The 16018-nt window shown below is 37.9% G+C and carries 18 protein-coding genes; 15 read left to right on the top strand and 3 right to left on the bottom strand.

From position 1 onward, the window contains the following. Positions 1-81: 81 nt before the first annotated feature. The gene (locus tag QQK09_RS12800) at positions 82-657 is read left to right on the top strand and encodes a DedA family protein (RefSeq protein WP_284204542.1); all 576 of its coding nucleotides are present in this window, start codon (positions 82-84) and stop codon (positions 655-657) included. Between the two features lie 250 nt (positions 658-907). After that, the gene (hemH, locus tag QQK09_RS12795; RefSeq protein WP_284204541.1) at positions 908-1930 is read left to right on the top strand and encodes a ferrochelatase; all 1023 of its coding nucleotides are present in this window, start codon (positions 908-910) and stop codon (positions 1928-1930) included. A 74-nt stretch (positions 1931-2004) separates the two neighbouring features. On the opposite strand, the gene QQK09_RS12790 is transcribed toward hemH, so the two are convergent. Continuing rightward, positions 2005-2640 carry a hypothetical protein gene (locus tag QQK09_RS12790; protein ID WP_284204540.1) on the bottom strand — a complete coding sequence of 212 codons (636 nt, stop codon included), beginning with the start codon at positions 2638-2640 and terminating at the stop codon, positions 2005-2007. Between the two features lie 434 nt (positions 2641-3074). Between QQK09_RS12790 and QQK09_RS12785 the strand changes: the two genes are divergently transcribed. The 3 genes from QQK09_RS12785 (at position 3075) to QQK09_RS12775 (ending at position 7858) form a co-directional block, all read left to right on the top strand. Next, a complete protein-coding gene (locus tag QQK09_RS12785) occupies positions 3075-5702 on the top strand; it encodes a bacteriohemerythrin (RefSeq protein WP_284204539.1) in 2628 nt (875 codons plus the stop codon). A 153-nt stretch (positions 5703-5855) separates the two neighbouring features. Then, positions 5856-6929, top strand: coding sequence for a cobalamin B12-binding domain-containing protein (locus QQK09_RS12780; protein ID WP_284204538.1), 1074 nt, complete (start codon positions 5856-5858; stop codon positions 6927-6929). Beyond that, positions 6926-7858 carry a GGDEF domain-containing protein gene (locus tag QQK09_RS12775; RefSeq protein WP_284204537.1) on the top strand — a complete coding sequence of 311 codons (933 nt, stop codon included), beginning with the start codon at positions 6926-6928 and terminating at the stop codon, positions 7856-7858. Before QQK09_RS12780 ends, QQK09_RS12775 begins: the two co-directional genes overlap by 4 nt. An 89-nt stretch (positions 7859-7947) precedes the next feature. On the opposite strand, the gene QQK09_RS12770 is transcribed toward QQK09_RS12775, so the two are convergent. Next, a complete protein-coding gene (locus tag QQK09_RS12770) occupies positions 7948-8130 on the bottom strand; it encodes a DUF6435 family protein (protein WP_284204536.1) in 183 nt (60 codons plus the stop codon). 146 nt (positions 8131-8276) lie between these two features. On the opposite strand from QQK09_RS12770, the gene QQK09_RS12765 reads away from it, so the two are divergent. Together QQK09_RS12765 and QQK09_RS12760 are read left to right on the top strand one after the other, a co-directional pair. Then, the gene (locus tag QQK09_RS12765) at positions 8277-8870 is read left to right on the top strand and encodes an HD domain-containing protein (RefSeq protein WP_284204535.1); all 594 of its coding nucleotides are present in this window, start codon (positions 8277-8279) and stop codon (positions 8868-8870) included. Further along, positions 8863-9267, top strand: coding sequence for an NUDIX hydrolase (locus QQK09_RS12760; protein ID WP_284204817.1), 405 nt, complete (start codon positions 8863-8865; stop codon positions 9265-9267). Before QQK09_RS12765 ends, QQK09_RS12760 begins: the two co-directional genes overlap by 8 nt. A 42-nt stretch (positions 9268-9309) precedes the next feature. Here the strand turns inward: QQK09_RS12760 and QQK09_RS12755 are convergent, their stop codons facing one another. Beyond that, a complete protein-coding gene (locus tag QQK09_RS12755) occupies positions 9310-9762 on the bottom strand; it encodes a DUF302 domain-containing protein (RefSeq protein WP_284204534.1) in 453 nt (150 codons plus the stop codon). A gap of 378 nt (positions 9763-10140) precedes the next feature. On the opposite strand from QQK09_RS12755, the gene QQK09_RS12750 reads away from it, so the two are divergent. The 8 genes from QQK09_RS12750 to yegD all read left to right on the top strand — a co-directional run bounded on the left by QQK09_RS12750 (position 10141) and on the right by yegD (position 15964). After that, positions 10141-10380 (top strand): CDGSH iron-sulfur domain-containing protein, encoded by a 240-nt coding sequence (locus QQK09_RS12750; RefSeq protein WP_284204533.1) that lies wholly within the window; start codon positions 10141-10143, stop codon positions 10378-10380. Positions 10381-10391: 11 nt separating this feature from the next. Next, a complete protein-coding gene (locus tag QQK09_RS12745) occupies positions 10392-10835 on the top strand; it encodes a GNAT family N-acetyltransferase (protein WP_284204532.1) in 444 nt (147 codons plus the stop codon). 512 nt (positions 10836-11347) lie between these two features. Next, positions 11348-12151, top strand: coding sequence for a sulfite exporter TauE/SafE family protein (locus QQK09_RS12740; RefSeq protein WP_284204531.1), 804 nt, complete (start codon positions 11348-11350; stop codon positions 12149-12151). Positions 12152-12171: 20 nt separating this feature from the next. Continuing rightward, positions 12172-12762 (top strand): 3'-5' exonuclease, encoded by a 591-nt coding sequence (locus QQK09_RS12735; protein ID WP_284204530.1) that lies wholly within the window; start codon positions 12172-12174, stop codon positions 12760-12762. A gap of 38 nt (positions 12763-12800) precedes the next feature. Beyond that, a complete protein-coding gene (locus tag QQK09_RS12730; protein ID WP_284204529.1) occupies positions 12801-13361 on the top strand; it encodes a hypothetical protein in 561 nt (186 codons plus the stop codon). A gap of 68 nt (positions 13362-13429) precedes the next feature. Further along, positions 13430-13819 (top strand): hypothetical protein, encoded by a 390-nt coding sequence (locus QQK09_RS12725; RefSeq protein WP_284204528.1) that lies wholly within the window; start codon positions 13430-13432, stop codon positions 13817-13819. 138 nt (positions 13820-13957) lie between these two features. Then, entirely contained in the window at positions 13958-14278 is a 321-nt protein-coding gene (locus QQK09_RS12720; RefSeq protein ID WP_284204527.1) for a hypothetical protein, read from the top strand. A 372-nt stretch (positions 14279-14650) separates the two neighbouring features. Next, positions 14651-15964, top strand: coding sequence for a molecular chaperone (gene yegD, locus QQK09_RS12715; protein ID WP_284204526.1), 1314 nt, complete (start codon positions 14651-14653; stop codon positions 15962-15964). Positions 15965-16018 lie beyond the last annotated feature (54 nt).

Genomic DNA, 16018 nt, shown 5'->3' with positions numbered 1-16018 from the left:
AATTAGTGAGCCAGTTACTGATCTATTCACCTCGATACTGCGTAATGAATACAAAGAGTTAAAACTTATTTAGGGCGTAACATGGAATCTTTTCTTTTAATACTTAAGCAATATGGCACGCTTGTTTACCTGATACTGTTTGCTTACTGTGCATTGAAAAGTGGTTGGTTGCCCCTGTTTGCCGGATATGCAGCCTACAATGATGCTCTGGATTTAGCATTAGTTGCAATAGTGGTATTTGCTGGTGGATATTTAGGGGATGAAATTCGCTTTTATCTTGCACGACGTTACGGACAGGGCTGGTTAAATAAAGGCACAAGGTTTGGCAAAATCTTCATAAACGCACAACGATTAGCCGAACGTTATGGTTATGCTTATATCTTTATTTACCGCTATCCAAAAGGCTTACGAACAATTGGTGCTTTGCCAATCGGGTTGACAGCAATGCGTTGGAAAGTATTCACATTGCTTAATGCAAGCTCTGCATTATTGTGGGTCTCTGTTTTAGTTGGAGGGGGATATAGTTTCGGCGCAAGTTTTGATGCATTTGGCGTTTCAAACTTGACCACCATTAGCGTGCTCATGCTGTGCATATTCTGTGTTACTTTTTATCAGTTATGGCGTTCGCAACCTGTACTTAAATCATCGCAAAAATAAACAATATGCTGTCACGCATATTATTTTTAAATTTTCTGATTTAATTAACCTAGGTTGTTAAACTAATATAGTAAAATCTTTGTATTATCAGTATTTAAGCGATAGTTGCTTTGTTTGACTGCGTTTTTATTTTTAACTTTCAGCTAATCGCGGCAAGTTAAATGATGCATTCTGACAATACAGATAGGAAGCGTTATCTTATTGCTTATCTGTCGCAGTCTAAATTTATTTTCTCAAAAAGGAGCTTTGTGTGTCACGATTTTCAGGAATTACCGATAACCCTCATGAAGGACGATTTCATCAAAAAACAGGTATCTTATTAACCAACCTAGGTAGTCCTGATGCTGCTACGACTAAAGCGGTAAGAGTTTATTTAAGAGAGTTTCTTTCAGATCGACGTATCGTAGAGATACCGCGTCTAATCTGGATGATTATTTTACACGGTATTATTCTGAGAATACGACCTAAGCGCTCTGCTAAACTGTACAAAAGTATTTGGACTGAGCATGGCTCTCCATTAACTCATATTACACAACAGCAGTCTGCCAAACTAGGAACACTACTTAAGCAGCAAGGTTATGAAAATACTGAAGTGGTCATGGCAATGCGATATGGTAATCCTTCTATCGAAGCGGGTTTAGAGGCGCTGCGTGAAAAAGGCTTTACACGTATTGTTGTATTGCCTTTATACCCGCAATATTCAAGCCCAACAACAGGATCAACCTTTGATGCTGTGGCGAAAGTATTAGGAAAATGGCGTTGGGTACCTGAGTTGCATTTCATTAATGGTTATCATAAAAATAGTGCTTACATTGATGCACTTGCTAACAGTATCAGTGAAGACCTGCAGGCAAATGGTACACCACAAAAAATTGTTTTCTCCTATCATGGTATGCCAAAGTTGTTTTTAGATAATGGAGATCCATATCATTGCTTGTGTTTACAAACGACACGCTTGGTCGTAGAAAAATTGGGATTAGATAAAGAAAGTGTTATCTCTACTTTTCAGAGTCGCTTTGGTAAAGCGGAATGGTTAAAGCCATATACCGATGAAGCCTTAAAAAGCTTCCCTGAACAAGGGATCAAAGATATCGCTATTATTAGCCCGGCTTTTAGCGCGGATTGTCTCGAGACATTAGAAGAGATTGAGGGCGAAAATAGAGAGATATTTGAGCAAGCTGGCGGAGAAAAATATCGTTACATTAGTGCATTAAATGATCGTGATGATCATATTGAAGCACTGGTTGACGTTTTAAAACCTAACTTGGGTTAATGCCTGAAGATCAGCCAGATTATTCATATCAAACTTATTCACCTAGCTCAACATTATGAGCTAGATGAATAAAATTAGTTATAAATAGCATCTAACTCGCCAGTACTAATCTTTTTATTCACTTTTACTAAGCAACTATGGGCATGTTCCAGTACTTGCTGCATGCTTTCATAGCAGCGACGCTCATTTTTACCATAAGCAAAAAAGGTAAGCACAAGTTGCTGCCCCATCCCTCCTGTATTGGGTTGATCTCCCAACGCAAGGTAGCAAGTTGGGTTTTGTGATAAAGCAATGGCACCTGCTTTAAAGCCAAGCTTTGTGGTTGCTACCGATTGTAATATCTCTTGCATTAACCAATCTACGCTTCGTTGCTGACAATTTTCTGCAACATCCCTAAACAAAATCATTAATCGACCACTGCACTTTTTTGCGTACGGGTATTGTGCATCGTGATTATCTTCAACGACATTAAAGCTGCAATCATTACTTTCTAACAAAGCTTGAGGACTGTTAATCCACACAATTAACTCATAAAACGTGTCTACAAATGACCATTTCTTCAAAGGAATTAAATCTTCGATAGCGCTGCGTATCAGTTTGGGTGATTTTTTAAAGTCGACATAAACATTGGATTGATCGCTTTCCATGGTTGTCCAAGGGTGAGATCTTAATGCGCTACTGTCGGTTTGTTTGGAAATAAAAGCGTCCACTGTTTTTACCTTCTATACGATGATTGCAGATCTAATAATAAATTCTATATATGTTAACAGTAAAAGAAGGAAGCCGTTAATAACTCTGCATTTATCATCCTCTATTTAACTTCTCTTTGCTTATTCAAAATTGTGCTGATGGTTATCGTCTATACTATTTGTGTTACGACTTAATACACAAAACTTTTCTTGCTATGTTAGCTAACTTTTTATAATAAATGAGTTATTTTTAATGAATGATAATTAATATTATTTTCATCGTGTTGTGGTCAGGGCTTATTGAGGAAAATGGTGGAGAGTAGGCGCAAGATTGAGTAATAGCTGTCTATTATGATTGCATGCAATCATCACTATTTATTCTTTTAACCAAAATGATAGATCAGAGGCTTATGCGAGTCGTTATCACGTCTTTTTTATCAATATAAGTGAATTATATGAAAAATAATGAAATAGATGTTTTTGAAATTTTTCCTTGGGATAAAAACTTTGAAACGAATATCGAATTAATTGATTCGCAGCATAAAAAATTAGTCTCTATTTTAAATCGATTAGCAGGGCATCTCGCACATCGCTCAACACCCGTTGTTTTAAACGATATTTTTGATGAGCTTGCCGACTATGCTACTTATCATTTTAAATGTGAAGAGGAGATTTGGACCGGCTATTTTAAAGAAGATGCTTGGTATAGAGAGCACCAAAAAACACATCAGTCATTTCTCATGCAGGCATTAGCGATAAAAAACCAAAAAGACCTGTCCTTAGATGAAATCATTTATGAAATAGTCTCATTTTTAACGCAATGGTTGGCCTACCATATTCTCGATTCCGATAAACGCATGGTGTTAACCATTAATGCGATTGATGCGGGACAATCTATCGAAGGTGCAAAAGCACATGCTGATCAGGAGATGAGCGGTTTAATGTCGGTCTTGGTGAACACCGTATTAGCGATGTATAACAATATCTCTATCCGTACGTTAGATTTAATGCGTGAAAAATCATTACGAATTCAAGCTGAAGAGGCACTAAAAGAGAGTGAAAATGCGTTACTAAGCAGTAAAGAGCAATGGGAATTTGTCTCTCAAGAAAGTGGAGAAACGATTTGGGACTGGCATGTATCAACAACAGGCATTGAATTTTCTCAACAAACGCAATTATTAAATTATATTGTTGGTACTGAATCCTTAACCAATGCAACTATCACAAATGAGGACTTAGCAGGGCTTCAGCAGAGCTTAGTTGCGCATAACGAAGGTAAGACATCTTCATACCGACAACGTTATCGTTTGTTACACCATGATGGCAGCTACAGCTGGATTTTATCCAGAGGTAAAATTATTAATCGCGATCTAAATGGCACGCCTATTCGCATGGTCGGTACACGGACCGATCTGACTAAACCAATTTTAGCTAACATCATTTATAACAACAGCGATCAAGGTATGTTTATTGCTGACGTGAAGAAACATATTATTAGTGTTAATCCCGCTTTTACTGACATTACAGGTTATAAAACCAATGAAATAATCGGTCAATCTCATCATATTTTGTCCTCTGGTGAGGTTGATTTCAACTTGAGCGAAGCTATGTGGCAAGGTGTCTCTGAAAATGGGCAGTGGGCGGGAGAGTTTTGGTTTAAACATAAAAATGGTAACAGGTTTCCTATCCTTCTTAATGTTAATACAGTAAAAATGTCCAATGGTGAAATCAGCCAATATATTGTTTTATTTTCAGATATTTCAAATATTAAAGATGCAAACGATCTGATTGAAAAACATGAAAATTATGACCTATTAACCACATTACCCAATCGCGGTTTTTTTGCAGAGTTATTAACACAAGATATTAAAAGGCTCGCTCACAGCACTTCCAAAATAGCGGTTTTATTTATCGACTTAGATCAATTTAAAGAGATTAATGAAACCTTAGGTTATTTGATTGGCGATCAACTTTTAGTACAAGTTGCACAACGTATTTTAAAGTGTGTCCGTAAGTCTGATACCGTGTCACGATTTGGTGGAGATGAATTTTCTGTGATTATCAGTGATGTCACCGAAAATAAAGAGATTGATTATATTGCCCAACAAATAATTACCGCGTTTATTAACCCTTTTCAAATTAATGAAGAACAAGTTCATATTTCCGCTAGCATTGGCATAACGCTGTTTCCTGACGATGCAACGACGGTCGTTGACCTGTTAAAAAATGCAGATCAAGCGATGTATTTATCTAAAAGTCTAGGGCGCAATGGTTACAGTTATTTTACCCCTTATATGCAAATTGCTGCACAGCAAAAACAAGCACTGCTTCGGGAATTGAGAAATGTCATTGTTAACGATCAGCTGGAGGTTGTTTATCAACCGATCGTTAATTTCAAAACCAATAAGATTTTAAAAGCGGAAGCGCTAGTGCGATGGAACCACCCTGAAAGAGGGGTGATCAGTCCACTTGATTTTATTCCTTTAGCTGAAGAGTATGGTTTGATCTTAGAAATTGGTGACTGGATATTTAAACAAGCAGCCAAACAAGCATTGATTTGGCAAGCGAAGTTTGGAGAGGTCTTTAAAATCAGCATTAATATATCACCGCTACAGCTATTGGCGCCTCAAAGCAGTGAAATGTGGCTCGATTATCTGCAACAGATAGGGCTACCCTGTGAAAATGTGGTGTTAGAAATAACCGAGGGATTAATGATGGAAACCGAGCAAAAAATAATTGCTCAATTATCCTTTTTACGAGATGCGGGTATTGAAATATCCTTAGATGATTTTGGTACTGGCTACTCATCACTCTCTTACATTAAAGATTTTGATATTGACTATATAAAAATAGATCAGTCATTTGTTTTACATATGAGCGCTCATTCTCAAGAGTCATTACTGTGTGAAGCGATGATAGATATGGCACATAAATTAGGCCTAGTCGTTGTCGCGGAAGGTATTGAAACAGTAGAAAATAAACAGTTGTTGTTTGAAATGGGCTGTGATTATGGGCAAGGATTTTATTTTTCAAAACCGTTACCGGTCCAGTTGTTTGAACAACGTTTTTTAACTGTTTTGTAGCATGCAGACGTTGATTATAAATACCTTTGCTTTTTATCTTAACGTGATTTTCTTCACGCTTTTTCCTTGGTTAACTCACAATGAGAATTAATAGCGGACTATACTTTTCATCTAATGTTTAACAATAATTTATGAATTTGGTTTGGGGAAGCAATGGATAACTTAAAACTAAACATGATACTGACATCTCTGTCGAATACAGCCATAGATATGTACGCTGAGTACGGTGAAAAAATGTTGCTTAGCCTTAACCATTGGATAACTGAAGAGCAGCAAACATGTCGTTTTTCAACGATCAGCTCGGTTGATCTGTTGCTCAATAACCATCGTAATCATCTTGGTTTTATCACGCAGGTCATTGCATCTCGAGATGCTGATGCCTTAATCAAAGCACTGCCTTGGGTTTATCATACCTATCACAATCAAGGTGTACCATTTATCTATTTTGAAGAGGAACTTAGAAAGTGGAAAGAGTTAATTTTAAAAACAATTCCTATTAATGAAGCGCAACAATTAGCGCAGCTATATGATTGGATGCTGAGTGTACATGAAGAGTGTTGCACGGTAATAAATAGTGAAATGGAGGAATCATTCATTGATTCAAATAACCCATTTTTTCAACATATTATTAACGGAGAGCAACACCTCGCTTTCCAATACGCTACTCAAAAAGTAAACTCATGGGCCGAGTTTGAAACATTTTTTAATGAGGAAGCACAACCTTGCCTGTATCAGGTTGGATTACTTTGGCAAAATGGTACGGTGTCCGTTTCAATTGAGCATTTAGCAACTGCGATTACCAACCGCGTATTAATTGGTCTTATCATGAAAATCCCACCGCCTGAGATAACTAAACAAAAAGTATTGGTCGCGTGTGTTGAATCCGAGCAGCATCAAATTGGCTCTTGGATGGTCGCGACAGCATTGGAGGCCGACGAATGGGACGTTGCTTTTCTTGGAGCAGACACACCTAGAGTCGCGTTGATGGATTACATTAAAAATGAGTCCCCTAAGGCGGTCATTATTAGTTTGACCATGCCGCATAGCATTAAAAATACGCAGCAAGTGTTAAAGGAAATACAAACCTCTTATCCCGACATTAAAACCGTTGTTGGTGGCCAAGCGTTATCATTTTTTGATAAACCAGAAACAACGCTTTGTGCCGACTTAATTTCGAGTAATTATCAAGAGGTGATTGTGCAGCTAAATGTTTGGTTAAGCGATTGAATATTCGCGCTGAAATAGCAAATCATATTTGCCAGAGTTCCTTTTATTTAGCCATTGCTGAATTTAGTCGTGAAGGTAAATTATTAAATGTTAATAAAGGCTTCAACCTTTTTTTCCACGGTCTTGCCTTTGAAAAAAATCACTGGCATGACTTTTTTGTCAGTGAAATGCCAATGACTGGTTCGCAATCTACATATCAACAAATCACTGAAGAAACCTCGAGGTTAAAAACAACAACAGGTAATGAACTAAATTGTTGGTTTTGTTATGACCAGTTATCTTATTATTGCATTGCTGAAATACATGAAATAGATAATAAAAGGTTGCTTGAAGAGATAAGTGAACTGACTAATGTGATGGCGCAGCTTAATTCACAACTTCGTCGAGAGAAGCAGCATCTTTTAAAAGCAACGAAAGAGCTAGAAAAACTCGCGCTAAAAGATCCGCTGACGGGCTTATTAAATCGCAGAGCATTTTTTAATACTATCGAAGAGAAGCTTTCACTTGCAAAGCGCCAAAATATAGATATTAGCCTTTTCTTTCTTGATCTTGACCATTTTAAGTCTGTTAACGATAAATGGGGGCACGATGCAGGTGATGCATTACTGATAGCTATCTCTGCAATGTTTAAGGAAACTATTCGTCTAGAAGATATGGCGGTTCGTTTTGGTGGAGAAGAGTTTATTATTGTTCTTGTTGGTGTTTCACTAGATAGTTCTTTAGAGGTAGCTGAAAGAATACGAACATTGTGTAAAAACATCCGGTTGAACTCAATTGAACGCACCAATACACTTTCGATAGGGATTGCACAGTGGGACAAACGTGAAACTATTCATGAACTTATTACGCGTGCGGATACTGCTTGTTACAGGGCAAAAGAGAATGGAAGGGATTGCTTTGTAGTCGCGAATATGAACGTTGTGTCATAAACCATCAATATAATAGTCGTCTCTCATATATCGATGCTAAGGGCTTATAAGTGCAACGTAATTACTTTTACAAACCCTTAAATATAAATTTATGTTTGTCTATTTTGCATCTCTATTTTAGTGATCTGTTTATCTATTTCATCGGCCTCAAAACTAAGCTGTGAATAGGTTCTTATATCGCCATTTCTCTGTGCCTGCATGGCTTGCTCTAACTTGATAGAAAGCAGCTTATTTAATCTTTTGGTTGGATTTGACTTAAATATTGAAAACATAAAAAACTCCGTTAGTTGATATGGTGATAGATACGATTCAATGACACAATCGGTTTAGTTATTTTGAAAAAAAGTAAAATAATTTGCTGTTCACTTAAAACGATACAGAGCAATGATGATTCATAAACATAAATTAAGAGAAATTAATGGAAGAACTTAATCAACAATTAGACTTTATTATGGAGTTAGATCGCCTTAAGGGGATTTATCGACAAACAACGGTAAAATCGGATAACGATAGGTATGAAAATAGTGCGGAGCATAGCTGGCAAATATCATTGGCAGCACATGTTTTGCAAAAATATGCAGTGGAAGATGTAAATATTACTCGTGTTATGAATATGCTATTAATTCATGATATCGTCGAAATCGATGCTGGTGATCTGTTTGCTTTTTCTGCTGAACAAGATCATGCCGCACAAGAAGAGAAAGAGATGGCGGCAGCGGAACGTATATTTGGCTTATTACCCGAAAAGCAATGCCAACAATTTAAAAGCTTATGGGTTGAGTTTGAAAATGCACAAACCATTGATGCTCGTTTTGCTAAAGCGATGGATCGAATATTACCGCTATTACAAAATATGAGAAATGAGGGCGGAAGTTGGGTAAGACATAAAGTTAAAAAATCACAAGTACTCCAACGTAATAACTATTTACAAGGTTTAGCACCAGGACTCTGGCTTTATGCTTGTGAGCAGGTTGATATTGCCGTTTCTAAAGGTTGGTTAATTGATGAGTAATAAAGAGATTGATAAATTAGCTTGGTTGTATATTAAAGATGGCAAACTATTGAGTACACGCTCTAAAAACAAGCAACTTTTTTACCTACCCGGAGGTAAAAGAGAGAGTGGAGAGTCTGATCAGCAAGCACTAGTTCGTGAAATTAAAGAGGAGGTATCAGTCGATTTGTTGCCCGATTCAATTCGTTATGCTGGTACGTTTAAAGCACAAGCTGATGGTAAAAGTAGCGATACTATCGTTAAATTGACCTGTTACTTCGCACAGTTTGAAGGTGTGCTTTGTGCCGATGCTGAAATAGAGGAGATTGACTTTATTGAATATTCGCAGCGTGCACGTTGCTCTGTTGGCTCTATTTACGTAATGGACTGGTTACAACAACAAAACTTAATCACATAATGGCCCTAGTGCAGACCATTGTGACATCATATTTTTGATTATTTAAGGCTGGGTTGCATATTTACTAAAGTTGGTGAGCGCTTTTTCAACTTTTTGTAATCCTTTTTCACAACCTTGAAGTTGATGCCTATCAGCAAGATAATGTGGATCATTATAGGTTAGCCAAACGACATTATTTTCATCTTGGCTAATCAAGGCTTTCTGCGGTAAATCAATTGCAATACTCTGCTGGCAAGCCATTAAAGGGGATCCAACTTTGGGGTTACCAAAAATAAGCAGTTCAGTTGGTCGTATCACTATACCCACTTTATTTGCGGCATCAGTATGATTAATACGGGCAAAAATAGTCATCCCTTTCTCTTTTAATACCTTTTCTAGCCGATCTGTTGTGGTATCAACATTGAAGTGACTCTGTCTTTTAATAAGCCCATTTTCAGCATGCACGAGTAGCGGGGTAGTAAATAACAGTACCAGCATAAACACTTTGAATTTCATAGCAGTGATTCCTTGTTTATAAACGAAATTATTTTCCAATAACTAGCATAGTTTGAGATGAGTATTTTGCGAATCATCGAAATTTATAGTGAGATGAATTGGAATAATGGAATGTTTATGTGGTATAGGGCGGATAGTCGCCTGCATATTTTTTTGTGATACAGATACGCTAGTGCCTTTCAAACTCAACAATTTGTTATTTTAAAAAGTTAATGTAGTTATATACTTCATTTCATATCTGGGTCAGTTGTTGGATCGGTTTACTTACCCGGAATTGAGGTTACTTTCAGGCTAATAACCGATTCAGTAACTAACAGGACTGTTTGCTTAATGATTTCGTTAAGCTGTGATGACAACTTTTATTGATGGAGAAATATTATGGCAGAACCAGTACGCGCATCGGATACCCCTTTTGCAGTTGACGTTGAAGCGGGTAAAAATTATGCTTGGTGCTCTTGTGGTAAAAGTGCAAAGCAACCTTTTTGTGATGGTGCTCATCGAGGAACCGAGTTCTCACCGGTTAGATTTACCGCAACCGAGTCGAAAAAGATATTTCTTTGTGGCTGTAAACAAACGCTTTCACAACCCAATTGTGATGGCAGCCATAATAAAACGTAACGAGTATTAAGTTGGCCTCTCTTACTTTTTTAAAAGCGAAAGCAAATGCACTGAATGAGTTATCCGATTTTTATCTGCAGTGTGGTTACGGAGGGGACGTTAGTCCAGCCGATGAAGTCTTCTACGTTATGGATGAAAATAAACTCGTTGCAGTGCTTAGGCTCGCTTTGGAAGAAGGTGTTTGTATCCTGCGTGGGATGCAAGTTTTGCCTTGCTTAAGGGGGAATAACCTAGGACGGCAACTGCTCAGTTATATGATTGAAAATCTACCAGCACAGCATCCTGCCGTGTTTTGTTTACCTCATCAGCATTTAACTCGTTTTTATCAGCATGCTGGATTCATGATTGCTACCCCGAAAACGGTGCCCAACTTTCTCATCGCAAGGCGGGCTAAGTATATTAAAAAAGGGCTTAATATTGAGATGATGGTTTGCGTGAATAAACTGATTAAATAACGCAACTACATAGTTAACTATCATTGTAGACCACCCTATATGACGCACTAAGCCAGAGAACAATGGCACGCTACCTAAGCAACAAAACCTGACGCCTGCACCAAAATATACTGCGGTATAACGGTTACAGGTAAAATGCGTCAATCACTAATGAGCTAACCAGATAAAGCACAGTTATAACATTTATTGAATTTATCGCCTAGATAACTCGAAGGTGGGTTGCAATAAACATCACACGGAAACCGCTGACAAAGAACCTCAAATAGATTACCCAGTAACCTCTATAAGTTTGGATTTGAAACGAAAAGCATACGTATAAATCAAATAAACATTTGTTGATTAGAATTAGTGACTTATAAAAAATACGTTTATTTGTTAAGGTGCTTTATTTGCAAGTCACGTTACAAAAATTATCTGTTTGTATGAATTCACTGCCAATTAAATAGGTGTAGGTGAGCAGACAATAGGATTAAATACTAATTGTTATAAGTAAACGTCAGAATGAGGTTAGTGTGTTAGATATCGAAATGGTTTTATCTCTTTTACTGCTTGGATCCTTTGTCGGGGTTGTTGCAGGGTTATTAGGTGTTGGTGGTGGTGGAATAATGGTGCCTGTTCTGACAACCTTGTTCGTCTCGCAAGGAGTACCCACAGAGCAGGTGGTACACCTAGCGTTAGGAACATCAATGGCGGCTATTATTTTTACTTCATTTTCGAGTATGAAATCACACCATGCTCGAGGTAGTGTTGCCTGGGATATTGTAAAGGGGATAACTGCTGGTGTTATTATAGGGACATTTTTTGCTACCTTTATCGCATCACAAATTAACTCACTTTATTTAGCGTTGTTTTTTTCCTGTTTTATGGCGTTTGTTTCCGTGCAGATGTTCATCAGTAAAAAGCCGCAAGCTAATAAGCAGATATCAGGAAAAAAAGAGGTGTTTTTTGTTGGCTCTGGGATTGGTGCTGTGTCGGCCTTAGTTTCAATTGGTGGCGGGTCATTAACCGTCCCTTATTTAGTATCGAGGAATATTGATATTAAAAAAGCAGTGGGGACATCCGCAGCCATTGGATTGCCAATTTCAATCGCGGGTAGTGTGGGTTATCTGGTCAACGGTTGGTCAAGTAGTTCAGTAGATAATTACACGCTTGGCTTTATTTATCTTCCTGCTGTGTTTCTGATTGCTGTTAGCAGTTATTTGACCGCGCCCTATGGGGCAAAACTTGCCCACCGACTGCCTGTACAGACCTTAAAAAAGATATTTTCGTTATTGCTCATTACATTAAGTATTAAAATGTTAAGTACAATTATTTAGTTTTGAATAAGAGAGCTTTCATGCAACGTCCAACAAAAGAACAAATTCGCGCATATCCTTTGTATGATGGTTTAGCGTTTGATGATATTAACATCATTGAAAATGAGCAAGATGCACAACGTGCATTAAATGCCTTACAAAATGAATACTGTCTGGGTTTTGATACTGAGACGAAACCTATTTTTCGTAAAGGTCAGGTTAGCCCTGGGCCTACATTAATCCAACTTGCGACTGCAACAAAGGGCTATCTTTTTCCAACTCGATTTCCTGCTGCACTAAAAGTCGCTGGCATGTTACTGGAGAATGCTAAAATAAAAAAGGTAGGTTTTGGTATTAAAGGTGATAATAATGAGCTGCGTAATAAGCTCTCAATCGCCTTGGTTAATACAGAGGATCTGTCCGTTCAGTTAAAGCATTTGATTGGAGAAAAGAATACGGTGGGTGCGCGTGCCGCGGTTGCTTTAATACTTAACAAGCGCCTTGCTAAAGGCGCACAAAAGTCAAACTGGGGTGCATATCCGTTGAAAAAAAGCCAAATTCAATATGCCGCAAATGATGCGCATGCTGCTATCTGTGTCGCTAACTCAATTGCGCAGTTGAGCAGAACCTAGTAGGTTAATATTAAAAAGTAATTAAATAGGAAGTTACAATGACTGAAGAACGACCTGAAGCATCAACTAACGCTATTCAGCAACGGTTTTACGTGGTTTCACCGACTAAGTTTGTGACGTTATTTGTTGGTACCTTGGGTGTTTATAGTATTTACTGGTTTTATAAACATTGGGACCTATATCGCCTTCGCAGTGGTGGGACGCAGTGGCCGGTGATGCGCGGATTATTTCCTATCTTCTTTGCACATGCATTATTTTCTATTTTTAGTCGTGAATATAATGAAAAATTTAATACGACACGTTACAACTTTACGCATTACGCAACAATTTTTGTCGGCGTCAGTGTTTGTTCATATTTCTTTAACCAATTATCGGTTAATGAAATAGGCAGGCCGTTCAGTGATCTTTTCTCTTTTGTCGCATTACCAATCATCACATGGGTTTTATACCATATGCAGTTGGTTGTTAACGGAATATGTGGCGATCTGCAGGGAGATTCAAATAACCAATTTAGCTTTTTAAATTACAGTTGTTTATTACTCGGTGGGCTAGGGTGGGTGATTGTTGTTTTTGGCTTAATCGAGTCATTTCAGGCTTAGGGAATTAAGCTATTGAAGTGGAAGTAAATGATCTATTAATCAAACCATTCATCTTATAAGGAATTAACATGAATATATTACTGCTCTCTTCTGGGATATTTGCTTTTTTTACGATGATTGGTCACTTGCTGATTGGTCAAAAACTCTTCCTCGTGCCGATGTTAAATGCTGAATTTTCATTATCGGCTAAAAAGGTCATGCACAGTGTTTTTCATTATGTGTCGATTTTTTTGCTCCTTTCATCGGTCGGGTTATTAATAGCTGGACTGGGAGTTCTCCCTGTCGAAAGTGCTAAATCATTAAGTTTATTTATCGCTTTAAACTATCTATTGTTTGCAATCTGGCAAATTGTTATCGCACTTAATTCAGGTATAAAGAAGCCCCTGTTAAAGCTATTCCAATGGATTTTCTTTGTTATCATCGCATTTTTTGCATTTGCTGGTGCATTTGTACTCTAGTTTTAAAGAGTCGATTACGCATTGAAATACCAGGCTAACGTAGCTTGCTATTCTTTTAACCAATACAATTAAAGCAGATACTTATGCGGATTGATCTCATTTACTGTAAAGTAATTATTTTTTAAGAGAGTATTTTTTATGTCTAAAAGTGTTGAAGCGTCTTCTATTACTACCAGTGCTGCTCTTTTACAACTCACCAAACCTTACGATGCGATGCAACTTGCACAGTTATGTGCGTTTGCATTTGCTATTCCTCAACTTTATTTATGCCGCGAGTACTTGTCATCAGATGAAGATGTTGCGATTAAAGCGTGTTTAACACGATTAGAAAAAGGCTTACAAGCAGATACATTTAATATTGAAACCTTAAATACATTGTTGGTAGAAAAAGAGTTCTATGATTCAGAAGAGGCGCGTTTACGTTTGGCGCCTGAACCTGATTGTTTAGAAACGTTATAAGCAGTCTAACCTTAGTTTGTTACTCATAAGCTGTGCTTATAATTGATATAAGCGACAGAGACTGGTTCTTGTGAGATAGATCTTTAATAATAGTGACATGAAGCAGCTTTCTAGAGTGGTAGGCTTTAAATCCTTGTTTTTTTAAGCTTTAGAATCACCTCAAACTACCAATATGCTGTCTTTTGCAAAAAGGTTTATGTATCCCACTCCCTGTTTGCTTTGCCCGAGTTTTTTACTCGGGCTTTTTTATCCTATGCGTTCAACACAATTGTAAATTATCATTAAATATCGATATAAATAGGCCTCTAAACTAGGCATTTATTTTCAGGTGCGGTAGAATCTCGTCCCCATTTTTATGCATCAGGAAGTAGTATGACAGCCGATTTTATTGGTATTGATTTTGGTACAAGTAATTGTGCCGTAGCCGCTTGGGTTAACAATGAACCGACACTCGTCGTGGTCGATGAAAACAGTGATAACCCCTATAAAATAAGATCAGCCATCTATTTAGCACATAATGAGTCGGGAGCGATGAGTAACAATGCACAGGCTAACGAACAAACGTTAAATGATATGCTAAATTCGGGTGAAATTTTATTTGGTGAACAAGGATTTAACGCTTTTTTATTAACACCGCATGAAGGGCGTTATGTTAATAGCCCAAAGAACTTTCTTGGCGCTAAAATTCCTAAACGTTTATTAGATAACTTTGAAACGTTGGTTATTCGCTTTCTTTCCTACCTCAAGCAATGTGCAGAAAAACAGCTTACTACAACCATCAACAAAGCGGTTATCGCACGCCCTGTTAACTATCATTCAACGATGGGTGAGCTAGGTAACCAACAAGCGGAAGCATTAATGTTACGTGCTGCTACCAAGGCCGGTTTTACTGAGGTTGAGTTTATTCATGAGCCCCTGGCTGCTGCGTATCACTTTGAACAACAGATTAAGCAAGCCACCAAAGCGATGGTTGTCGATTTAGGTGGTGGTACATCGGATGTTACTTTTTGTCTATTGAGTGAAGAGAAAGCCGATGAGCTTGATCGTGATGCTGATATTTATTCAACCAAAGGGATTCGCCAAGGCGGTATCGTCAGTGATAAATACTTAGCTAGCGGGGTGGTTTCTCCACTATTTGGCCGTGAAGGGCGCACATCAACAGGGCGTGCGATTCCTAACATGCTGTTCTCTGGCGTATATGCAATTGATAATATGCCTGAAATGACAGACTTTTATTCTCCAGCGCGTGCTAAGTCTATTAGTGAGTACCTTTTTGAGAGCGAAGATCCGTTACCCTTAATGCGTCTACAGCGTGTACAAAAGCAACGTTTAACGCATCAGCTGATGCACGCAGTTGAGTTAGCTAAAATAAATTTAAGCGACCAAGCACAAAGTCACTTAGCATTACCGTTTATTGAAAAAACCTTAAGTGTTGATATCCAGCGCGATCAAGTCGCACAGACCATGGAAAAATGGCTTGAAAAGATGTTTGTGATGATTGATGAAGCTATTGAAGAAGCAAAACAAAACCCTGAGATTATCTACCTAACAGGTGGAATGGGGCTTTCACCATTGGTGCAAGAAGCCCTTAAGGCACGTTACCCAAGAATAGAGATTAATGTGGCAGATGCCTTTAGCTCTGTTGTGTTTGGTGCTTTATTAAAAGCTAAACGCGTATTTTCATAGATACGAAACAAGCTGGCCATCACTAATGAGGTGATGGCCCGTTCAGGTTATAGT

This window comes from Psychromonas marina (genome assembly GCF_030161115.1).
Classification (GTDB): Bacteria; Pseudomonadota; Gammaproteobacteria; order Enterobacterales; family Psychromonadaceae; genus Psychromonas; species Psychromonas marina.
The sequence above is the reverse complement of the archived record's forward strand: the minus strand, read 5'-3'. Positions and strand labels throughout refer to the sequence as shown.